The sequence below is a fragment of the Rhizobacter sp. AJA081-3 genome (genome assembly GCF_017795745.1).
In the GTDB taxonomy this organism is placed as follows: Bacteria; Pseudomonadota; Gammaproteobacteria; order Burkholderiales; family Burkholderiaceae_C; genus Piscinibacter.
Window position 1 is genome coordinate 4,440,665 of the sequence record NZ_CP059067.1, and the last position, 19,525, is coordinate 4,460,189.

21 protein-coding genes are annotated in these 19,525 nt (G+C 70.1%); 18 read left to right on the forward strand and 3 right to left on the reverse strand.

Annotated elements, in window-relative coordinates; translation table 11 throughout:
- The first annotated feature begins 1 nt into the window (after nucleotide 1).
- Genes HZ992_RS21055 through HZ992_RS21070 form a run of 4 tightly spaced genes read left to right on the forward strand, consistent with a single transcriptional unit; the run spans nucleotide 2 to nucleotide 4,271 of the window.
- The gene (locus tag HZ992_RS21055; protein ID WP_209383757.1) at nucleotides 2–703 is read left to right on the forward strand and encodes an ABC transporter ATP-binding protein; all 702 of its coding nucleotides are present in this window, start codon (nucleotides 2–4) and stop codon (nucleotides 701–703) included.
- A gap of 25 nt (nucleotides 704–728) precedes the next feature.
- Nucleotides 729–1,031, forward strand: a complete 303-nt coding sequence (locus tag HZ992_RS21060; RefSeq protein WP_209383758.1) for an antibiotic biosynthesis monooxygenase family protein — start codon at nucleotides 729–731, stop codon at nucleotides 1,029–1,031.
- A 28-nt stretch (nucleotides 1,032–1,059) separates the two neighbouring features.
- Nucleotides 1,060–3,864 carry a DUF3857 domain-containing protein gene (locus HZ992_RS21065; RefSeq protein ID WP_209383759.1) on the forward strand — a complete coding sequence of 935 codons (2,805 nt, stop codon included), beginning with the start codon at nucleotides 1,060–1,062 and terminating at the stop codon, nucleotides 3,862–3,864.
- Between the two features lie 17 nt (nucleotides 3,865–3,881).
- Nucleotides 3,882–4,271 (forward strand): RidA family protein, encoded by a 390-nt coding sequence (locus tag HZ992_RS21070; RefSeq protein ID WP_245213146.1) that lies wholly within the window; start codon nucleotides 3,882–3,884, stop codon nucleotides 4,269–4,271.
- Between the two features lie 18 nt (nucleotides 4,272–4,289).
- Here HZ992_RS21070 and HZ992_RS21075 read toward each other — a convergent pair whose 3' ends face one another.
- The gene (locus tag HZ992_RS21075; protein ID WP_209383760.1) at nucleotides 4,290–6,638 is read right to left on the reverse strand and encodes a xanthine dehydrogenase family protein molybdopterin-binding subunit; all 2,349 of its coding nucleotides are present in this window, start codon (nucleotides 6,636–6,638) and stop codon (nucleotides 4,290–4,292) included.
- Nucleotides 6,635–7,117, reverse strand: a complete 483-nt coding sequence (locus tag HZ992_RS21080) for a (2Fe-2S)-binding protein (RefSeq protein WP_209383761.1) — start codon at nucleotides 7,115–7,117, stop codon at nucleotides 6,635–6,637. The genes HZ992_RS21075 and HZ992_RS21080 overlap by 4 nt, the downstream gene beginning before the upstream one ends.
- A 109-nt stretch (nucleotides 7,118–7,226) precedes the next feature.
- On the opposite strand from HZ992_RS21080, the gene HZ992_RS21085 reads away from it, so the two are divergent.
- The 10 genes from HZ992_RS21085 (at nucleotide 7,227) to HZ992_RS21130 (ending at nucleotide 15,357) form a co-directional block, all read left to right on the forward strand.
- Nucleotides 7,227–8,225, forward strand: a complete 999-nt coding sequence (locus HZ992_RS21085; protein ID WP_209383762.1) for a Gfo/Idh/MocA family protein — start codon at nucleotides 7,227–7,229, stop codon at nucleotides 8,223–8,225.
- A 55-nt stretch (nucleotides 8,226–8,280) separates the two neighbouring features.
- Entirely contained in the window at nucleotides 8,281–8,889 is a 609-nt protein-coding gene (locus tag HZ992_RS21090; RefSeq protein ID WP_209383763.1) for a GNAT family N-acetyltransferase, read from the forward strand.
- 4 nt (nucleotides 8,890–8,893) lie between these two features.
- Nucleotides 8,894–9,769: a patatin-like phospholipase family protein gene (locus HZ992_RS21095; RefSeq protein WP_209383764.1), complete on the forward strand. Its 876-nt coding sequence runs from the start codon at nucleotides 8,894–8,896 to the stop codon at nucleotides 9,767–9,769.
- A gap of 28 nt (nucleotides 9,770–9,797) precedes the next feature.
- Nucleotides 9,798–10,745, forward strand: a complete 948-nt coding sequence (locus HZ992_RS21100) for a hypothetical protein (RefSeq protein WP_209383765.1) — start codon at nucleotides 9,798–9,800, stop codon at nucleotides 10,743–10,745.
- Between the two features lie 36 nt (nucleotides 10,746–10,781).
- A complete protein-coding gene (locus HZ992_RS21105; protein ID WP_209383766.1) occupies nucleotides 10,782–11,030 on the forward strand; it encodes a hypothetical protein in 249 nt (82 codons plus the stop codon).
- 99 nt (nucleotides 11,031–11,129) lie between these two features.
- Nucleotides 11,130–11,684, forward strand: coding sequence for an ECF-type sigma factor (locus tag HZ992_RS21110; RefSeq protein WP_209383767.1), 555 nt, complete (start codon nucleotides 11,130–11,132; stop codon nucleotides 11,682–11,684).
- 60 nt (nucleotides 11,685–11,744) lie between these two features.
- Nucleotides 11,745–14,411: a serine/threonine-protein kinase gene (locus HZ992_RS21115; protein WP_209383768.1), complete on the forward strand. Its 2,667-nt coding sequence runs from the start codon at nucleotides 11,745–11,747 to the stop codon at nucleotides 14,409–14,411.
- A 93-nt stretch (nucleotides 14,412–14,504) separates the two neighbouring features.
- Nucleotides 14,505–14,705, forward strand: coding sequence for a hypothetical protein (locus tag HZ992_RS21120; RefSeq protein WP_209383769.1), 201 nt, complete (start codon nucleotides 14,505–14,507; stop codon nucleotides 14,703–14,705).
- A 188-nt stretch (nucleotides 14,706–14,893) separates the two neighbouring features.
- Nucleotides 14,894–15,076: a DUF3563 family protein gene (locus tag HZ992_RS21125; protein WP_209383770.1), complete on the forward strand. Its 183-nt coding sequence runs from the start codon at nucleotides 14,894–14,896 to the stop codon at nucleotides 15,074–15,076.
- 35 nt (nucleotides 15,077–15,111) lie between these two features.
- Nucleotides 15,112–15,357: a hypothetical protein gene (locus HZ992_RS21130; protein ID WP_209383771.1), complete on the forward strand. Its 246-nt coding sequence runs from the start codon at nucleotides 15,112–15,114 to the stop codon at nucleotides 15,355–15,357.
- Between the two features lie 16 nt (nucleotides 15,358–15,373).
- On the opposite strand, the gene HZ992_RS21135 is transcribed toward HZ992_RS21130, so the two are convergent.
- On the reverse strand, nucleotides 15,374–16,315 hold the full coding sequence (locus tag HZ992_RS21135; protein WP_245213519.1) for a formylglycine-generating enzyme family protein: 942 nt from the start codon (nucleotides 16,313–16,315) through the stop codon (nucleotides 15,374–15,376).
- Between the two features lie 211 nt (nucleotides 16,316–16,526).
- Here HZ992_RS21135 and HZ992_RS21140 point away from each other — a divergent pair, with 211 nt between their 5' ends.
- The 4 genes from HZ992_RS21140 to HZ992_RS21155 all read left to right on the forward strand — a co-directional run bounded on the left by HZ992_RS21140 (nucleotide 16,527) and on the right by HZ992_RS21155 (nucleotide 19,525).
- Nucleotides 16,527–17,666, forward strand: a complete 1,140-nt coding sequence (locus HZ992_RS21140; protein ID WP_209383773.1) for a WD40/YVTN/BNR-like repeat-containing protein — start codon at nucleotides 16,527–16,529, stop codon at nucleotides 17,664–17,666.
- Entirely contained in the window at nucleotides 17,663–17,920 is a 258-nt protein-coding gene (locus tag HZ992_RS21145) for a MoaD/ThiS family protein (protein ID WP_209383774.1), read from the forward strand. The genes HZ992_RS21140 and HZ992_RS21145 overlap by 4 nt, the downstream gene beginning before the upstream one ends.
- 118 nt (nucleotides 17,921–18,038) lie before the next feature.
- Nucleotides 18,039–18,488 carry a hypothetical protein gene (locus tag HZ992_RS21150; protein ID WP_209383775.1) on the forward strand — a complete coding sequence of 150 codons (450 nt, stop codon included), beginning with the start codon at nucleotides 18,039–18,041 and terminating at the stop codon, nucleotides 18,486–18,488.
- Nucleotides 18,489–18,664: 176 nt separating this feature from the next.
- Nucleotides 18,665–19,525 (forward strand): Crp/Fnr family transcriptional regulator, encoded by an 861-nt coding sequence (locus tag HZ992_RS21155; RefSeq protein ID WP_245213147.1) that lies wholly within the window; start codon nucleotides 18,665–18,667, stop codon nucleotides 19,523–19,525.

Sequence of the window (19,525 nt, forward strand, 5' to 3'; positions counted from 1 at the left end):
GATGCTCTCCATCGCTGACCTGAATACCTACTACGGCCAGGCGCACATCCTGCGCGGTGCCGGCCTCGATCTGCCGGCCGGCACGGCGCTCGGCCTGCTCGGCCGCAACGGCATGGGCAAGACCACGCTGATCCGCACGCTGATGGGCTACGTGCGGCCGGCCTCCGGCAGCGTGCGCTGGGAGAACCGCGAGGTGACCGGCTGGGCGCCGGAACGCATGGCGCGGCTGGGCATCGGCTACGTGCCCGAAGGGCGCGGCATCTTCCCGAACCTGTCGGTGCGCGAGAACCTGCTGATGAGCGCGCGCGCCGGCGTCGACGGAAAGCGCGAGTGGACCGAGGAGCGCGTGCTCGCCACCTTCCCGCGCCTGGCCGAGCGGCTGGGCCACGGCGGGCAGCAGCTCTCCGGCGGCGAGCAGCAGATGCTGTCGATCGGCCGCGCGCTGATGACCAACCCGACGCTGATGATCCTCGACGAGGCCACCGAAGGCCTGGCGCCGCTGATCGTGACGGAGATCTGGCGCGTCATCGGGCAGATCCGCGCCACCGGCATCAGCACGCTGATCGTCGACCGCGACTACCGCAAGGTCCTGGCCCACACCGACCGCGCGGCGGTGATGGAAAAGGGCCGCATCGTGTTGGCCGGCGCGAGCGACACGCTCGCCGCCGACACAGAGGCCCTGTCGCAAACCCTCGGCGTGTGACACGCCACTTGAAGAAGGAAGCTCCATGATCCTGGAACTCGCCGACATCCGCATCCCGCCCGGCAAGCAGGCCGAGTTCGACGCCGCCATCGTGCGCGGCGTCACCACCGTGATCAGCCAGGCCAAGGGGTTCCGCGGCTACAAGGTCAACAAGGGCATCGAGTCGCCCGAGCGCTACATCCTGCAGATCTTCTGGGACACGCTGGAGAACCACACGGTGGACTTCCGCGGCGGCCCGCTGTTCCCGCAGTGGCGCGCCATCGTCGGCCCCTTCTTCGCGCAGCCGCCGGTGGTGGAACATTTCGAGCTCGTGGGCAAGTCGGACTGAGATCCGTCGGCGCTGGCAGGGAGAGAACATGAGGTTTGCAATCTCGGCGGCGGCACTGCTCATCGCACTGTCGGCCCTCGACACCACGCACGCGCAATCAGCTGCGGCGGCGCCGGGCGACATACCGGTCAAGGAGGTTCAACTCGGCGCCGAGACCTTCGCCCGTGCCGCACCGCTGCCTGCATGGGCGCTGCCGCTGGCCGAGATCCCGGCCACCACGCGCCGCGAGCCGGTGGTGCTTCGTCTGGCCGAAACGCAGTTGCTCGCTTCGGATGGGCGCGGCGTGCTGATCAACCGGGCCATCCAGGTCAACGACACGAGTTCATTGGCGTCGATCGGCCAGTTCACCATCCAGTTCGTTCCGCAGTACCACCGTCTGCGCCTGCACACCGTGCGCCTGCTGCGTGGCAGCGAGGTGCTGGATCGCATGGAGCAGGTGCAGTTGCGCTTCCTCGAGCGCGAATCGGGGCTGGAAGGCGGCGTCTACAGCGGCGCCATCACCGCCGTGATGCTGCTGGCTGACGTGCGCGTGGGCGATACGCTGCACATCGTCTACAGCATTGCCGGCGAGAACCCGGTGTTCGGTGCCGCCTACTCCGACACGGCAAGCTGGGACCAGGTGGAACCCACCGAGTTGCGCCGCGTGTCGGTGCTGGCGCCGGCCGACCGCCGGCTCGACTGGCGCATGCATGGCGACCATCGCACCAGCCGCATTCGCCCGACCGAATCGACTCGGGGCGCGCTGCGCGTGCTCCAGTTCGAGGAGCGCGGGCTGGAGACAGTCGAACCCGAATCGCACATCCCGTCCGACTACGTGCCGCTGCGTTTCATCCAGTTCACCGGCTATGGCGACTGGGGCGAAGTGGCGCGCTGGGCAACCACGCTGTTCCCGGGTGTCACCCAGCTGCCCCCCGAGCTCGCGCCGGTGATGGAGCGGCTGCGTGCCCTGCCTGACCCGCAGGCGCGGGCGGCCGGCGCGCTGCAGTGGGTCCAGGAAGAGATCCGTTACTTCAGCGTGTCGCTGGGAGAAAGTTCGCACCGCCCCTACCCGCCGGCGCAGGTGGTCCAGCGGCGCTACGGCGACTGCAAGGACAAGACCTACCTGCTGGTCACCATGCTGCGCGAACTGGGCATCGAGGCCACGCCGGTGCTCGTGGCCTTGCGAAGCCCGAAGGTCCCGGCGCGCCTGCTGCCCAGCCCTGACGTGTTTGACCACGTCATCGCACGCGTCGAGCTCGCTGGCCGCAGCTACTACCTGGACCCGACACGCCTGGGCCAGCGCGGCCCGCTTTCACGCATGGGCCTGCCCCTGGAGGGCGCCAAGGGGCTGCCGGTGCGCGCCGACACGACGGACCTGATCACCGTCTCGGCGCCGAATGCGCTGGAGCTGGCCACGACCGAGGTGCACGAAGTCCTCACACTCGAGGCGCTCGACGGCGACGGACGCCTGGACGTGCGGCGCTCGTGGAACGGCGCGATCGCCGAGGTGCTGCGCGTGGCGTTCGGCCGCCTCACCATCGAGCAGCAACGCTCTCAGGCAACGGCGGATTACGAACGGCGCTATCCCGGCATCACCCTCGACGGCGAGCCGCGCATCGTGGACGACCTGGCGCGCAATACGTTCACGCTGGAGGCGAAATACAAGTTGCCCAAGCCGGCCAAGGAGCTGAACGGCGACTGGGCAGTGCGCTTCTTCCCGACCAACCTGGCAGGCGCGATCAACCTGCCACAGAAGATGGCGCGCAAGTTCCCTGCCACAGTGACGACGAGCCCCTACCAGGCGCAGTACCAGTTGATCGTCAATTGGCCGGACAACGTGAGCATGGTGCACGACCCAGCCACCCAGCGCGTTGACAGCGCGCTCTTCCGCGCGCAGGTCCAGCGCAGTTTCCGCGGCAACGTGGCCACGCTGAACCTGCAGTACACGTCGCTGGTGGACACCGTGCCCGCCAAGGATCTGGCTCAGCTGGCGCAGGACGTGCAGAAGCTGGAACGGACCTTGGGCGGCGTCATCGTGGTGAACCGCGGCGCCATCAAGAGCGGCGGCCTGTTCGGCCTGGGCAAGACCACGCTGCAGCAGAACTTGCAGGCCCGACAGGAAACCGAGTTGCGCCGCCTGTCGACGACGATTGCCGAAGCCAAGCTGTCTGGTGAAGACCTGGCTGAGGCACTGTGCAGCCGCGCCGAGACGCTGGCCGACAGCGGCAAGGCAGCGCAGGGCCTGCCCGACGCGCAGGAGGCCGTGCGCGTGGCGCCAGCCTTCGGACGCGCCTGGCAGTGCCGCGGCAACCTGCTCTTCGGTACCGGCGAATACACGAAGGCCGTCCCTGACTACACCAAGGCCCTCGGGCTGGGCCATGACGCCTTCATGAGTTACTACAAGCGCGGCCTCGCGCGCTACTACGCCGGTCAGTACGAGGCGGCTGCCGGCGACTTCGCCAAGGCCATCGAGTCCAAGCAGGGCAATGACGAATCCGATGGTCTCTATGCCCGGCTATGGCAGATATGGGCACTGCAGCGTGCCGGCGCCGGCTTGCCGCCTGAAATCGTCGACGCCGCGCGCAAGGGTGCGACAGGCGCGTGGCCGCGTGCCGCTCTGGCCATGGCGGTGGGCGCGCTGACGCCCGAGCAATTGATCGCCGAGGTCGAGCGCAAGCAGGGCGACGAACGCGAGCTGACCTTGGCCGAAGCCTGGTTCTATGTCGGCCAGCACCACCGTGGCCGGCAGGACATCGAGAAGGCCAAACAGGCTTACGAAAAGTGCCGCGCGCTCGGCATCACGATGTACATCGAGCACGTTGCGGCCGGCCTCGAACTGGCCACCCTGAAGTAGCGAGGTCGGAGCGCCCCATGAGTCCCATCTTCCACATGATCGCCGGCGCCCCCGACCCCGTGGCGCCCTTCAGCCATGCGGTCGAGGCCGACGGCTGGGTGTTCTTGACCGGGCAGATGCCGTTCGCCGGCACCTCGGTCGACGAGCCCTACCCCGAGGGCATCGAGGCGCAGACGCACCAGGTCATGAAGAACCTGCAGGCGGTACTGACGGGCTGTGACCTCACGCTGGCCAACGTGCTGCAGGTGCGCATCTACCTGACGCGCTTCGAGCAGGACTACGCCGCGATGAACACCGCCTACGCGAGCTGGTTCCCGGCCGGCCAGCGCCCGGCGCGCACCTGCGTGGGCGTCACCGCCCTGGCCAAGGGCGCGCTGATCGAGATCGACATGGTCGCGCGGCGCTGAAGCGCCGCGCGCACCGCCTCAAACCCAGTCCGGCCGATCGAAGTCGCGCTGCAGCGCCCGCCACACCGTCGAAGCGGTCAGCGGCATCTGCACCTTCTCGGCATCGCGCCCGAGGCCCGCAGCGGCCAGCGCATCGACCACCGCATTGACCACAGCCGGCGTGGCGCCGATGGTGCCGAGCTCGCCCACGCCCTTCACGCCCAGCAGGTTGGTGGTGCAGGGCACCGAGGTGTCGAACACGGTCTTGAAGCCGCGGAAGCCGTCGGCATGCGGCAGCGCGTAGTCCATGAAGCTGGCGGTGAGCAACTGGCCGCTGTCGCCGTCGTAGGCCACCGCCTCGCACAGCGCCTGGCCGATGCCTTGCACCGCGCCGCCTTCGATCTGCCCGCGCACGATGGTCGGGCTCACGACACGGCCGATGTCGTTGACCGACGCGTAGGCAGCGATCTCCACCGCGCCGGTGTCGGGGTCGACCTCGACTTCGCAGACGTGGCAGGCGTTCGGCCAGCTCGGCGCGCCAGCCGTCGCATCTCCCTCGGCAGTGATGCGCGCGGCAGGCTGCTTCGCGGCCAGCTCGAACAGGCCGATGCCGCGGTCGGTGCCGGCGATCGTGAAGCGGCCGGCGCGGTACTCGATGTCGCGCGAGGAGGCCTCGAGCGCCTCGCCGGCCAGGTTCTTCGCCTGCTCGATGGTGCGCTCCGAGGCCACCTGCACCGCCGCGCCGCCGGTGAACAGCGAGCGCGAACCGGCGCTGCCGAAGCCGTTGGCGCGGTCGGTGTCGCCATGCACAACGCGGATCTGATCGAGGGGCACGCCGAACACGTCGACCGCGAGCTGCGCCAGGCTGGTGTTGATGCCCTGCCCCATCGGCATGGTGGCCACCGTCAGCTCGACGATGCCTTCGGGCAGCACGTTCACCGTCACCACCTCGGACAGCGCGTTGCCGCCCGTCCACTCCAGGAAGGTGGCGATGCCACGGCCGCGCAGCCGGCCCGCAGCCTTCGATGCCGCTCGGCGCGCTTCGAAACCCTTCCAGTCGGCCAGCGCCAGGCCCTGGTCGAGCATCTTCTCGAACTGGCCGACGTCGTAGGTCTGCCCCATCGGGTTTTTGTAGGGCATCTGATCGGGGCGGATCATGTTGCGGCGGCGCAGCTCGGCGCCGTCGATCTTCATCTCGCGCGCGGCAGCGTCCATCAGGCGCTCGATGACGTAGATCGCCTCGGGCCGCCCGGCACCGCGGTAAGCGCCGGTGGGCGTGGTGTTGGTCATCACCGCGGTCAGGTGCAGCGAGATCGCCGGGATGTCGTAGACGCTGGTCGACACCCACGGCCCGATGAGCAGCTGGATGACCACGCCCACCGTCATCGCGTAACCGCCGACGTTGGCATAGGAGCGCGTGCGCAGCGCGAGCACCTTGCCGTTCGCGTCGAGCGCGAGTTCGGCCTTGGTGACCAGGTCGCGGCCGTGCGACGAGGCGCTGAACTCCTCCAACCGCTGCGCGCACCACTTGACCGGCAGGCCGAGCGTGCGTGCGGCGTGCGCGACGACGATGTCTTCCGGGTACAGGCCGGTCTTCATGCCGAAGCCGCCGCCGACGTCGCCGACGCGCAGGCGCACCTGCTCCTTGCTCAGGCCGGGCAAGGCCGCGGCGATGCCGTCGCGCACCGCCGTGGGCATCTGGCTGGACAGCGTGACGGTGAGCCGCCCGCTGGCCGCGTCGGGCTCGGCGAGCACGACACGCGGCTCCATCGAGGCCGGCGCGAGGCGCTGGTTGACGATGTCCAGCGACACCACGTGCGCAGCGCGCTTGAAGGCCGCATCGGCCGCCGCGGCATCGCCGTGCTTCATTTCCGAGGCGATGTTGTCCGGCGCCTGCTCGCACAGCACCGGCGCGCCGGGGCGGATCGCCTGCAGCGCATCGGTCACCGAGGGCAGGTCCTCGAAGTCGACCATCACCGCCTCGGCGCCGTTCATCGCCGCCTCGCGCGATTCGGCGATCACCGCGGCGACGGCCTCGCCGACGAATCGCACGCGGTCGACGGCGATGGGGTAGCGCGTCGCCGACGCACCCGGCTTGCCGTCGGGCCGCGGGAAGGGCACCGCGTTGCCCATCGGCTTCACGCCCGCGGCCACCAGGTCGGCGCCGCTGTAGATGGCGAGCACGCCCGGCAGCGCCAGCGCGGCGCTCTTGTCCATGCTCTTGATCACCGCATGCGCATGCGGCGAGCGCAGGAAGACGAGGTGCGTCTGCCCCACGCGCTTCAGGTCGTCGGTGAACTGCCCAGCCCCGCGCACCAGCGCCGGGTCCTCGATGCGGCGCACCGCCTTGCCGCTGCCGTAGCGGGCTGCTTCCACGGTCGTGCTCATGCCTTCTCTCCGGTGGCGGCCATCGCCTGCGCGGCCTGCTGCACGGCGGCGACGATGTTGACGTAGCCGGTGCAGCGGCACAGGTTGCCTTCGAGCGCATCGGCGATCTGAGCGTCGCTGGGCTGCGGCACCTGCCTGAGCAGGCCGCAGGCCGACATCATCATGCCCGGCGTGCAGAAGCCGCACTGCAGGCCGTGGCAGGCGATGAAGGCTTCCTGCAGCGGATGCAGCGTGTCGCCGCGCGCCAGGCCCTCGACGGTCGTCACTGCGCGGCCCTGCGCCTGCAGTGCCAGCAGGCTGCAACTCTTCACCGCCTGGCCGTCGATCAGCACGGTGCAGGCGCCGCACTGCGCGGTGTCGCAACCCTGGTGCGTGCCGGTCAGGCCGAGCGGCCCGCGCAGCAGGTCGATCAGCAAAGTGGTGGGCGCCACGTCGGTGTCGACGGACTGGCCGTTGACCTGGATGCGCAAGCTCGTCATGTCGGGCCTTCTCGGGGAGTCTTCGGGGAGTCGGGAAACTGCGGCCGCCATCGTAGTCCCGAACGGCCGGGGGCATACTGCGGCCCCGCGGATTCCCTGGAGAACGGCGATGAAAAAGGTGGTGTGGGGCGTGCTCAGCACGGCGAAGATCGGCGTCAAGCAGGTGATCCCGGCGATGCAGATCAGCCCATGGTGCGACATGCGTGCCATCGCCTCGCGCTCGCTGCCGGCGGCGCGTGCCGCGGCCGGCGCGCTGGGCATGGCCCAGGCCTACGGCAGCTACGAGGAACTGATCGCCGACCCCGAGATCGAGGCGATCTACAACCCGCTGCCGAATCACCTGCACATCCCTCTGACGCTGCAGGCGGCGCGCGCGGGCAAGCACGTGCTGTGCGAGAAGCCGTTCTCGCTGACTGCGGCCGAAGCGGGGCAGCTGCGGGAAGTGGCCGGCCGGGTGCACATCATGGAAGCGTTCATGGTGCGCTTCCACCCGCAGTGGCAGCGCGTGCGCGAGCTCGTGCGCGCCGGGCGCATCGGCACGCCACGCGCGGTGCAGGTGTTCTTCTCGTACTTCAACGACGACCCGGGCAACATCCGCAACCAGGCCGACATCGGCGGCGGCGCGCTGTACGACATCGGTTGCTACGCGATCGTGGCCGGGCGCTTTCTGTTCGAGGCCGACCCGGCTCGTGTGGTCGCGCTGGTCGACCGCGACCCGGCGCTGGGCACCGACCGCACGACCAGCGCGCTGGCCGACTTCGGCGGCGGCCGCCAGCTCGGCTTCACCGTCTCGACGCAGGCGCAGCGTTACCAGCGGCTGAACATCGTCGGCACGAGCGGGCGCATCGAGGTGCTGATCCCCTTCAACGCGCCGCAGGGCGAGGCCACGACGATCCTGGTCGACTCGACCGGCGCGCTCGATGGCAGCGGCGTCGAGCGCGAGACGCTGCCCAAGTGCGACCAGTACACGCTGCAGGGCGAGGCCTTCTCGCGTGCGGTGCGCGGTGAGATCTCGCTGCCCTACGGTCTCGATGATGCGGTGATGAACATGCGCATCATCGATGCGCTGTTGCGCTCGGAGCACAGCGGGCGCTGGGAAGCGCCCTGAGCGGGCTCCGGCGCGGCGATGTCCGGATCACGCAGCGTGCTGCGTGGTACCGGGCATGGACCTGCTGCACACCCCTTGTCTCGATGACTGGACCGGCCCCGACGGCAGCCGCCTGCGCATCCGCGCAGTGCGACCGCAGGACGCCGCCGCACTGCAGGCGCTGATCGGCGGCCTGTCGGCGCTGGACCGGCGAAGGCGCTTCCACGGCGCGTTGAACAACGTGTCGGGCCAGCGCCTGGACGACATGGCCAATGTCGATGGCCATCGGCACATCGCACTGGTGGTGCTCGCCGAGCGCGCCGGCCGCGAGACGCTGATCGCCGATGTGCGCTGCGTCACCGACCTGAGCGACAGCGCAGCGGAGTTCGCGCTGGTGGTCGCCGAGGCCTGGCGCGGCCGCGGCGTGGCCCGGCGGGCCGTGGCCGCCCTGCGCCTTGCCGCCGCGGGCGAAGGCCTGCACTGGCTGTACGGCCACGTGCTGGCCGACAACGCACCGATGCTGGCCCTCATGCGGCGCTGCGGCTTCAGCTTGACGCCGCACCGCCGCGACGACCAGATCGTGGTGGCCGAATCGCGCTGCGAGCTCACGGCCGACCCCGGCGAACGCACGCCTTGGTGGCTGCTCTGGCCGACTCGGATCGCCCTCAACACCCTTGCACGCTGACCCCATGGCCACATCGATTTCTCGCATCCCCGATGCGACCCAGCTGGCCCTCGTGCTCGGCAGCGGCGGCGTACGCAGCATCGCCGCGGTCGGCATCGCCGAGGTGCTGTGGCGCCACGGCATCCGGCCGCAGCTGGTGGTGGGCTGCAGTTCCGGCGCGCTGTTCGGCGCGCTCGTCGCCTCGGCCACCGAACCGCGCGAGGCGTTGGAGATGGCGCGCCGGCTGTGGTCGCAGGAACTCACCACGCAACGCCGCTGGCGTGCCTACGCACAGTTGGTAGCGCCGCGCCTGGCCGGCTTCAGCGCCGACTTCGCTTTGCGCGACAGCACGCTGATCGCGCAGCGCATCGAGCAGGCCTTCGGCGACGTGCGCATCGAGGAGCTGCCGATCCCGCTGCGCGTGACTGCCACCGACGCCGTCACCGGCCAGCCGGTGGTGATCGAGCGCGGCCCGCTCGCGCCGGCGCTGCGCGCCAGCATGGCGCTGCCCTTCCTGTTCCCGCCGGTGCGCATCGACGGCCGCCGGCTGGTCGATGGCGTCGTGTCCGACCCGCTGCCGGTGTCGGCCGCCGCAGGGGCGCAGGCCGTCATCACGCTCGGCTTCGAGGGTGCGATGCCACGCCGCATCGACCGGCCTTCGCGGCTGGTCGCGCAACACAGCACCTCGCTGATGAACAACCTGATGCGCGCGCGGATCGAGACCGCCGAAGCGCGCGGCCAGCGCCTGCTCCCCCTGACGCTCACGCTCAAGCGCCGCATCGGGCTGTGGGAGACCGATGCACTGCCGGAGCTGTTCGAGGCCGGCCAGCGCGCCGCCGAAGAGCGGCTCGGCGAGATCCACGCCCTGCTCGACGGTGCGCCGCGCCGCGCCGCCGCCTGAGCACCCACCACCCCGAGGAGACCTTTCAGTGCCCTTCACCGAGACCTTCGCCACCGACACCAGCACGACCCAGCGCTACGCCCGCTGCATCGAGGCCTCGCGCCGCGTTCGCTGGGACATCGACGCCGACGTCATCCGCGGCCGCAGCTTCGACTTCAGCCAGTCCTTCCTGCCCGACGGGCTGACGCGCGTGGGCCGGCTCGGCTTCCTGCGCAGCGCCGAGCGGCGCCTGCTCGGGCAGATCCAGGGCCGCACCTACGCGAACATGTTCGGCCTGGTGGAGCGATTCATCGGCGCGAAGATGCTCGAGATCACCCGCCACCACTGGTTCGGCGACCAGGTGGCGCTGGAAGCGCTGGTGCGATTCAGCGACGAGGAGCTCAAGCACCAGGAGCTGTTCCGCCGCATCGAACGCCTGATCGCCGACGGCATGCCGCCGGGCTACGAGTTCGTGCCGCAGGCCAACGGCGTGGCACAGGCGGTGATGGGCGCGTCGACCTGGGCCGTGCTGGCGCTGACCTGCCACATCGAGCTGTTCACGCAGGTGCACTACCGCCACAGCATCGCGCCCGACGAAGAGCTCTCCGCGCTCTACAAGGACGTGTTCCTCTTCCACTGGAAAGAGGAGTCGCAGCACGCCATCATCGACGAGCTCGAGTGGGTGCGCGAGAACGCCGCACTCGACGCGCCGGCCCGCGATGCGGCCGTGACCGACTTCATCGGCCTGGTCGGCGCAGTCGACGGCCTGCTGCAGGCGCAGGCGAAGGCCGATGGACACTACTTCCTGCGCATCTGCGGCCGCGAGCTGTCGGCCGGCGAGGTGAGTACGCTGATGGCCGAGCTGCTGCAGGCGTACCGCTGGCAGTACATCGTGTCGGGGGCTCAGGACGCACGGTTCGCTGCCACCCTGGGGCGCATGGTCGACACCGCACAGCTGCGACGCATCGAAGCAGCGCTGGCGCCGCTGGCCGGCTGAACCATCAACCGTGACATGAACGCAGGGAGCCCGAACATGAAAGCCATTCTTGCGCTGCTGACAGCAGGCACGGTGCTGACCGGGTGCGAGACCGCGCCGGTGAACTCAGCGAGCGACGACGACCCAAGCTATCGCCGCGAGGCACCCACCGGCACCAACATCGCCCGCCGCGAGGCACGACCGGCGACCGAAGAAGAGCGCGCCGCCGCGCGCGAGGCCGCCCAAGGAATGCGCGAAGACCAGATGCGCCGAAACATGCCGCGCCCGCCGAGTTCCTCCCGCTGAGCACTCGCTCCTTGGAGGGATTGCGATGGCTGCGAAGGCGCTCCATCATCGTGGCCCGCCCGTCGCCGATGGGCCACGACGCAGCGAGCCCTTCGAGCCATGTTCCCAGTCGAATCCGAGACCTCGAACCCGACCGTCGGCGCACCGGTGGCTGCCGATGAGCTCTTCGCCAAGCTGTACCACGAGCTGCGCCGCCTGGCGCGCTCGCGCCTGGCTTCCGGCGGCCGCCACACGCTGCTGGACACCTCGGCGCTGGTGCACGAGGCCTTCATGCGCATGCAGCGCGGCGGCCTCGTCGAGCTGAAGGACCGCGAGCACTTCCTCGCCTATGCCGCCACCACCATGCGTTCGGTGGTCATCGACTTCGTGCGTCGGCGCAGCGCCGAGCGCCGCGGCGGTGGCATCGAGCACGTGACGCTGGACACGCGCGCCTCGGAGGAGCTCGGCGCCAGCGACGACGAGATCCTCGAGGTGCACGAGGCGCTGCAGACACTGGCACAGGTCGACCCGCGGCTGGTCCGCGTGGTGGAGATGCGCTACTTCGCAGGCCTCACCGACCTGGAGATCGCCAGCGCGCTCGGCGTCACCGACCGAACCGTGCGTCGCGACTGGGAACGCGCCCGGCTGCTGCTGGCGCAGATGCTCGGCCGCTGATCGCGGCGGCACCCGCCTGTCCGGAACACGCCGGCGACTGCGTGGTACCTGCTTGTGGCCATGAACGTGCCTGCCCCGCCCGACCCCGATCTGCTGCGCCGCGTCAACGCGCTGCTCGAGGCCGCGCTGGCCTTGCCGCCGGACGAACGCGACGACTGGCTGAACACGCTGCCTCCCGAGCATCGCGACCTGCTGCCGATGCTGCACCGACTGCTCGCGCGCGCCGAGTCGGCCGAATCCGACACCTTCATGCGGCAACCGCTGGCCGTGGGCACCGTCGATCTGGCCGAGCCCGACGGCATCGAAGACCAGCCCGGTGACGTGATCGGCCCGTACCGGCTCGTGCGCGAGCTGGGGGCCGGCGGCATGGCCACGGTGTGGCTGGCCGAGCGCATCGACGGCAGCCTGCAGCGGCAGGAGGCGCTGAAGCTGCCGCGCAGCGGCTGGGCCATCGGCCTGGCGCAGCGCATGGCCCGCGAGCGCGACATCCTGGCCAGCCTCGAACACCCGCGCATCGCGCGCCTCTACGACGCCGGCGTCACGGCCGAGGGCCGGCCCTGGCTGGCGATGGAACATGTCGTCGGCGCACCGATCGACATCCATTGCAGGGAGTTGCGGCTGGACATTCGCGCACGGCTGAAGCTGTTTCTGCAGGTGGCCGACGCCGTCTCGCATGCGCATGCGCGCCTGGTCGTGCACCGCGACCTGAAACCCGGCAACATCCTCGTCACGGCCGAGGGCGAGGTGCGGCTGCTCGACTTCGGCGTGGCCAAGCTGCTGGCGGACGACTCGGCGCCCGGCAGCCAGATCACGCAGGTGATGGGCCGCGCCGTGACGCCCGACTATGCGTCGCCCGAGCAGGTCAGCGGCCGGCCGGTGGGCGTGGCCACCGACGTGTATTCGCTCGGCGTGGTGCTGTACGAGTTGCTGTCCGGCGTGCGGCCCTATCGGCTCAAGCGCGACACCGCCGCCGCGCTCGAAGAAGCCATCCTCACGGCCGACGTGCCGCTGGCCAGCGCCCAGGCCGCCGACCACCGCGTCGCGCGTGCGCTGCGCGGCGACCTCGACACCATCATCGCCAAGGCCATGCGCAAGGAGCCCGCGCGCCGCTACCGCAGCGTCGAGGCCATGGCCGCCGACATCGAGCGCCATCTGGCCGGCGAAGCGGTGCTCGCGCGGCCCTACAGCCGCTGGTACCGGATGCGCAAGGCGATCGCTCGGCACCGGGCCGCCCTGGCCATTGCGCTGGCACTTCTGGCCGGCACGGCGCTGGCCACTTGGCAGGCTCGCGTGGCCTCGAGCGAGCGCGATCAGGCCAACGCCCTGCTGGCACGCAACGAGGCGGTGAACAGTTTCTACACGATGCTGTTCACCGAGGCCGTGGCCCCCGAACATGCCGGCGCGGTGCGGCAGATGCTGGAGCGCGGCACGCAGATGGTGGCGCCTGCGTTCGGCGCGGTGCCGGAGCACGAGGCCGCGATCCTGCGCATCCTCTCGGAATTCTTCGACGAGCCCGATCGCAGCGAAGCGCTGCTGGCTCGCGCCGCCGAGATCACGCGCGGCTCGGGCGACCTGACGCTGCGCGCGCAGATCGATTGCGACCGCGGACAGATGCAGGAAGCTCTGGGCCGCGGTGCCGAGGCGGCGAAGATGCTCGAGCGGTGGATCGACGCGCCCGGCACGCCCGCCGTGGCCGCGGTCCACTGCCTGCAGATGCGCGGCGCGATGGCCGCCAACACCCTGGATGGCCAGCTGGCGCTGCGTTCGACGCAGGCTGCGTTGCAGCGGCTGCGCGCGGCGGGGCTCGGCGGTGGCGAGACCGAAGCCGACCTGCTCGGCGACATCGGCTACGCGCTGCACGTGAGTGGGCGCAGCAGCGAGGCCGAGGCCTACTTCGAGGATGCGCTGCAGCGTTATCGCGCGCTCAACCGGCTGGACGGCCTGCATGCCCGCGTCATGCTGAGCAACTGGGGCGTGATGGAGCTCGCCACCGGCGACGTGCAGCGCGCACTGCAGCGCTACGACGAACTGCTCGCCAGCCATCGGCGGCTGATGGCTTGGCGCGCGCCGCCGAGCTGGGTGCTCGGCAATCACGCGGTGGCGCTGGAGCGCGTGGGGCGGCTCGACGAGGCCCTGGCCAGCTACAGCGAGACGCAGCGCGTCAGCGACGAAGCCGGGCATGCGCAGGGCGTCCGCTACGGCCTGGTCGGCATGGCCGGGGTGCATTTGTCGATGGGGCGCGCCGACGAGGCCGCCGCCGAGCTCGCCCGCGCCGATGCGCTGGCCGCCGGCACCAACCCGCGCGAGCCGGCGAACATCCGCGCCGAGTGGGTGCGCGCGCGCCTCGCGCTGCACGCCGGTCGCGCTGTCGACGCGCACGCGATGCTGACGCGCTCGATCGACTTCCTGAAGTCGATCGGCCATGGCGAGGCCTATATCGGCAGCACGCGGCGGCTGCGTGTCGACGCGGCCTTGGCGCTCGGCCGCCACGACGAGGCAATCGGCGATGCTCGCGAGGCGCTCGCCATCGCCCAGCGCCTGCATGGCGGCAAGCCGCATTCGGACCACGCAGGTCAGGCCTGGCTGGCATTGGGCCGCGCCGAGCAGGCCGCCGGCCGCAGGACCGAGGCACGCGCTGCGTTCGAGCAGGCTGTACAGCACCTGCAGGCAACGACCGGCGCCACGAGCCCGGATACGGCACGCGCCCGTGAATTGCTCGCCGGTTGAGCGCTTCTAGGGGGCTGCCGGCCCGCAGACGCGGGGATGGCGCAGAGCGCGCCGACGCGCACACTGGGTTTCACACAGACAGGGAGAGCCGCCATGGAACTGCAGACGCTTGCACCGGAATCGAACGCCACGACCGTGGCCTCGTTCGTCGGCCTGCCCGAGGCGGCCTCGGCCTCGCCGCGCGCGCGCACGATGTCATGCCGTTGCCCAGGCTGCGGCAACGAGGTGACCTTCGACGCCCTGGTCGTCACGTGCGCCTGCACAGACGAGGGCGATCGCAGCGCCCTCCACTGAACCGGGCGCCGGCACGGCGCGAAACGTGGGCTGTCATGGCGTTCGTTGTCAGCGGTCACTCACACCGAAATCCCGTGAGTCCGCAATTAGAGGGCTACTTCCATCGATCACCGGAACCATCCAGGTGGACAATGGACTAAGTAGAAACCCTAGGTTACCCTCGCTCCCGCGTGGGACCCACAACGAACATGACGAACCTGCTGAAACTTCTGAAGTCCCTGCTCCCCTCGATCGAATCCCAAAAGGATCGCGACGAGGCCTACATGGCGGCGTCTGTCGACATCTACGACCTCGAACGCCGCATGCGTGAAATCGACGAACGCGGCCGCAAGAACTGGTCGCCGATCGTTCACGGGCTGTACGCCCGCTGAAGGAGCCTGCCATGCGCATGACCCGGACACTCCCGATGAGGCAAGCCTTCGCGGACCGGACCTCGTCTTCCGCGCAACCCTGGCTGGTCGACAGCTTCGCGTCGGCCTGGACGGCCGGCAAGCAGGTGGCCGCGATGCCCTTCGATGTCTTGCGTGCAAGCCACGCCAGCGCGGTCAAGGCCGGGCTCATTCCGAACTCGATGCTCGAATCGCGCGATTTCGAGCAGGTCGTGGTCGCTCTCGAGCGCGCCACGCTCGGGCCGCTGGCGCGCCGCGTCTGACACGCAGCCTGAGTCGCTAGGGCGGCAAGGTCCTGGCCACCCGCAGCCCGATGTTGTTGTTGCGGTTCCCCGCGCCCAGCCAGAAGCGCTCGGCCGGGCGCAACACCGCGGGCGGGTCGTCCCAGGCGCCGCCGCGCACCACGCGGCCCCGGCAAGCGGCTGTTTCGTGGGCACTGCCGTCGCCCGGCGCAGCGGCGTAGGGCAGGTAGCAGTCCTGCACCCATTCCCACACGTTGCCCAGCATGTCGTGCAGGCCCCAGGCGCTGGGCCGGTAGCGGCCCACCGGGGCGGCATACCAGTGGCCGTCCCTGCAGGCGCGAGCCTCTGTCCAGGCGCGGCCCTGCGGTCCCTTCGTCCTGTCGGTGCCGTTGGAGTGCTCACAGGCGAAGTCGAAGTCGTCTCCCCAGGGCCAGCGGGTCGTGCTGCCGGCGCGGGCGGCGTATTCCCATTCGGCCTCTGAAGGCAGCCGCCATCCCTTGACGCCGCTGTGCTGGTCGAGCCAGCGCACGTAGACCTGCGCGTCCGTCCAGCTGATGCAGACCACGGGTTCGTCGTCCTTCTGGCTCCAGCCGGGATCGCGCCAACTGCGGCCGGCGCGCCACGCCCACTCGATGTTCTGCGGCTCCCAGGTGAAGCAACCAGGTTCGTAGAGGTTGCGTTCGGCCTCGGTCAGGTAGCCGCTGGCGAGCACGAACTGCCGCCACTGGGCCACGGTCACTTCGGTCCTGCCGAGCGCGAAAGGCTTGATCCGCACCTGCCGCTGCGGCAATTCATCGTCGTCTCGCTCACGCTCGCCGGCCGCGCTGCCCATGATGAACTCGCCACCGGGAATCGACACCATCTCGGGGCAGGCCTCGCAGCCGCGAGGCGCCACACCCGCCGGCGCCGACGCGGCGTCCGCGGGCCAGGCCGGCGCACATTGCACGGCAGCGGCCACTGCCCACACCGCGATCAGCATCTTGTGCACGATGGACTCCCCGCGCGATCTCGAATGGACCTGGCCTCGCCAGGCGGCTCACGCGCCTTGTTCCACGCAATCATGCAGCAGACCCGGACACGACGCGCCGGCAACGCGTGTCGATCGACCGCAGGCTTGTTCGTCGTGACGGTGAAGCGCAGACTGCCGCTTCACCGCGCTGCACGGAGGCAGCTTTCAGGGAGGGATTTTCATGAACGCATCGCCAACCCGCCTGGTACTGCTGGTGGCCACGCGCAAGGGCGCCTGGCTATTGCACGGCGACACGCAGCGCGGCGCCTGGACGGTCGACGGCCCGCACTTCCTCGGCCACACGATCAGCCACGTCAAGCTCGACCCACGCGACGGCCGCACCCTGCTGGCGGCGGCGAAGACAGGCCACCTCGGGCCGACGGTGTTCCGCTCCACCGACCTGGGTGCCACCTGGAAAGAGGCGCGCCAGCCGCCCGCATTTGCCCAGCCCACGAACGGCCTGCCGGCACGCTCCGTCGACCACACCTTCTGGCTGACGCCCGGCCACGCCAGCGAGCGCGACAGCTGGTACGCCGGCACCTCGCCGCAAGGTTTGTTCCGCTCCGAGGACGGTGGCGTCAGCTGGGTGCCGCTGCCCGCCGTCAACGACAACGCGCAGTTCCGCGAGTGGATGGGCACGGTGCAGGACGGCACGCCCGACGGCCCGAAGCTGCATTCCATCACCATCGACCCGCGCGACCCGGCGCACCTTCTGTTCGGCATGTCGGGCGGCGGCGTGCACGAGTCGCGCGACGCAGGCCGCAGCTGGACGACGCTGATCGAGGGCATGGAGGTGGTCGGCGGCTTCGACGCCACCACCGTGACCTTCCACGACCCGCACTGCGTGCGCATCTGCCCCGGCAACCCCGACCGCCTGTACCAGCAGAACCACTGCGGCATCTACAGGCTCGACCGGCCCGGCAAGTCCTGGCAGCGCATCGGCCGCAGCATGCCCGCCGAGGTGGGCGACATCGGCTTCCCGATGGTCGTGCACCCGCGCGATCCCGACACGGCGTGGGTGTTCCCGATGGACGGCACCGACGTCTGGCCGCGCACCAGCCCGGCCGGCCGCCCGGCCGCCTACGTGACGCGCGACGCAGGCCAGACCTGGCATCGGCTCGACCAGGGCCTGCCGAAGGAGCAGGCCTGGTGGACCGTCAAGCGCCAGGCGATGACGGCCGATGCGCTGCCGGAGCCGGCGCTGTACCTGGGCACCACCAGCGGCGAGCTGTGGATCGGGCACGAGGGCGGCGCGCGCTGGGTCAACATCGCCCGCCACCTGCCGGAGATCTACGCGGTCGAAGTCGCGGCGCTCGCATGAAGGTGCTGGTGCCGGGCGCGCTGCGCTCCTATACGGGCGAGACGAATGTCGAGGCCACCGGCGACACGCTGCTCGCGCTGTTCGCCGACCTCGACCGCCGCTACCCGGGCCTGCGCTTCCGCGTGGTCGACGAGCAGTTGCTGCTGCGGCCGAACATGCGCATCTTCGTCAACGGCCTGTGCGTGCGCGATCTCGGCCACGCGCTGCGGCCGGACGACTTCGTGGCCATCGTGCTCGCGCTCAGCGGCGGTTGAGCGCATCGGCGTTGGTGTACTGGCGCACCGACGGTTGACAGCAAGACGCGCACTGTGACGTGCCGGCCGCCGGGCGCCGCCCGCGCGGCGCCTGCAGAGTCAACCCCGAGGAATCAACATGAACGCCCGATTTGCACCCCGCACGTTTGCGCCCCGTGGGCTCTGGCTCGTCGCGCTCGCGATGGCGGCGGCTCCCGTGCTCGCCGCCAGTCCCGCCACACAGGCAGGCGCCAAGCCTCAGCCTCAACGCGCTCGCACCGCTTGCACGCCCGTCCGCGGCGACGCACGCGACAACTGCCTGAGCGAAGCCAGCACCCTGGCCGCCAGCACCCGGCCGTCACGCCCCGAAGAGAACCCGGAGCAACTGGCGCGCAACGCCCTGCAGCGCTGCGCACCACTGCCCGAACTCGATCGCCTTGATTGTGTGGCGCGCATCCAGGGGCAAGGCACCACGAGCGGCAGCGTGGCCGCCGGCGGCATCTACCGCGAACTGGTGACGCGCGAGGTGGGCCCGGTGCCCGTCGCGGAGCCGCCCGTTGCGCCTGCAACAATTGACACGCCCAAGTAGAAGCAAGTCAAGCGGTATCCGGCAACACTGCCTCCACACGGCAAGCGCCGGGTTCATCGAGCATTCGCGCGCCATGTAGGCCAAGTCCGACCGCAGCACTGGAGCGCGGCCGACGGCCGCATGCCGGCACGGCCGATTTCCCCTGCGGGCCACGGCGGGCAAAGTGCCACCAGCACGTGCGCTTCGGCACGCCCTATCGGAGGCCCGACATGATCAATACAACTTGCCACCTGGCAGCCATCGACACCGGAAATCAGTTGCTCGCTCAGTTGCGCGACGAGGCCTGGCACCAGTTCGAACCGGATCTCGAGCCTGTCGAGCTGACGCAAGGCCGCACGCTGCAGGAGGCCGGTGCAAGACTGCAGTACGTGTACTTTCCCACCAGCGCCGTCGTATCGCTGGTGTCGGCCATGCGGGACGGCGGCTCGACCGAGGTGGCCGTGGTCAGCAACGAGGGCATGGTCGGCGTCTGCGCCTTCATGGGCGGCGGCACCGCACTGAGCGACGGCGTCGTGCAGACCTCCGGGCATGCCTGGCGGATGCCTGCGCCGGCCTTGGCGAGCCACGCGGCGCGCCACGAAGCGGTGATGCTGCCCTTGCTGCGCTATGCGCAGGCCCTGTTCGTCCAACTGGCCCAGGCCTCGGCGTGCCACCGCCGCCATACCTTCCACCAGCAGCTGTGCTGCTGGCTCTTGCTGCAACAGGACCACCACCCGGGCAAGGACCTGCGGGTGACGCAAGAGCGCATTGCCGAACTGCTCGGGGTGCGGCGTGAGACCGTCACTGCCGGCGCAGTGAAGCTGCAGAAGTCAGGTTTGATCCGCTACTCCCGCGGGCACATCGCCATCCTGGACCGCAACGGGCTCGAAGGCCAGAGTTGCGAGTGCTACGCCGTGGTCCGGTCAGCCTACGACAAGCTAGCCGATGCGCCCCTGGCAGAGCCGGCTTCCGGTGGATACCGGCATGCCGGACACGGTCGCATTCTGCTCAACGGCAGGCCGGTCCCGGACCGCACGGCTGCCGCCTGGGCTGCTTGA

Bases quoted from the DNA above. Each gene is read 5' to 3' on its own strand.
- HZ992_RS21055 (WP_209383757.1), top strand. From the start codon at position 2: ATGCTCTCCATCGCTGACCTGAATACCTACTACGGCCAGGCGCACATC.
- HZ992_RS21060 (WP_209383758.1), top strand. From the start codon at position 729: ATGATCCTGGAACTCGCCGACATCCGCATCCCGCCCGGCAAGCAGGCC.
- HZ992_RS21065 (WP_209383759.1), top strand. From the start codon at position 1,060: ATGAGGTTTGCAATCTCGGCGGCGGCACTGCTCATCGCACTGTCGGCC.
- HZ992_RS21070 (WP_245213146.1), top strand. From the start codon at position 3,882: ATGAGTCCCATCTTCCACATGATCGCCGGCGCCCCCGACCCCGTGGCG.
- HZ992_RS21075 (WP_209383760.1), bottom strand. From the start codon at position 6,638: ATGAGCACGACCGTGGAAGCAGCCCGCTACGGCAGCGGCAAGGCGGTG.
- HZ992_RS21080 (WP_209383761.1), bottom strand. From the start codon at position 7,117: ATGACGAGCTTGCGCATCCAGGTCAACGGCCAGTCCGTCGACACCGAC.
- HZ992_RS21085 (WP_209383762.1), top strand. From the start codon at position 7,227: ATGAAAAAGGTGGTGTGGGGCGTGCTCAGCACGGCGAAGATCGGCGTC.
- HZ992_RS21090 (WP_209383763.1), top strand. From the start codon at position 8,281: ATGGACCTGCTGCACACCCCTTGTCTCGATGACTGGACCGGCCCCGAC.
- HZ992_RS21095 (WP_209383764.1), top strand. From the start codon at position 8,894: ATGGCCACATCGATTTCTCGCATCCCCGATGCGACCCAGCTGGCCCTC.
- HZ992_RS21105 (WP_209383766.1), top strand. From the start codon at position 10,782: ATGAAAGCCATTCTTGCGCTGCTGACAGCAGGCACGGTGCTGACCGGG.
- HZ992_RS21110 (WP_209383767.1), top strand. From the start codon at position 11,130: ATGTTCCCAGTCGAATCCGAGACCTCGAACCCGACCGTCGGCGCACCG.
- HZ992_RS21115 (WP_209383768.1), top strand. From the start codon at position 11,745: ATGAACGTGCCTGCCCCGCCCGACCCCGATCTGCTGCGCCGCGTCAAC.
- HZ992_RS21120 (WP_209383769.1), top strand. From the start codon at position 14,505: ATGGAACTGCAGACGCTTGCACCGGAATCGAACGCCACGACCGTGGCC.
- HZ992_RS21125 (WP_209383770.1), top strand. From the start codon at position 14,894: ATGACGAACCTGCTGAAACTTCTGAAGTCCCTGCTCCCCTCGATCGAA.
- HZ992_RS21130 (WP_209383771.1), top strand. From the start codon at position 15,112: ATGAGGCAAGCCTTCGCGGACCGGACCTCGTCTTCCGCGCAACCCTGG.
- HZ992_RS21135 (WP_245213519.1), bottom strand. From the start codon at position 16,315: ATGCTGATCGCGGTGTGGGCAGTGGCCGCTGCCGTGCAATGTGCGCCG.
- HZ992_RS21140 (WP_209383773.1), top strand. From the start codon at position 16,527: ATGAACGCATCGCCAACCCGCCTGGTACTGCTGGTGGCCACGCGCAAG.
- HZ992_RS21145 (WP_209383774.1), top strand. From the start codon at position 17,663: ATGAAGGTGCTGGTGCCGGGCGCGCTGCGCTCCTATACGGGCGAGACG.
- HZ992_RS21150 (WP_209383775.1), top strand. From the start codon at position 18,039: ATGAACGCCCGATTTGCACCCCGCACGTTTGCGCCCCGTGGGCTCTGG.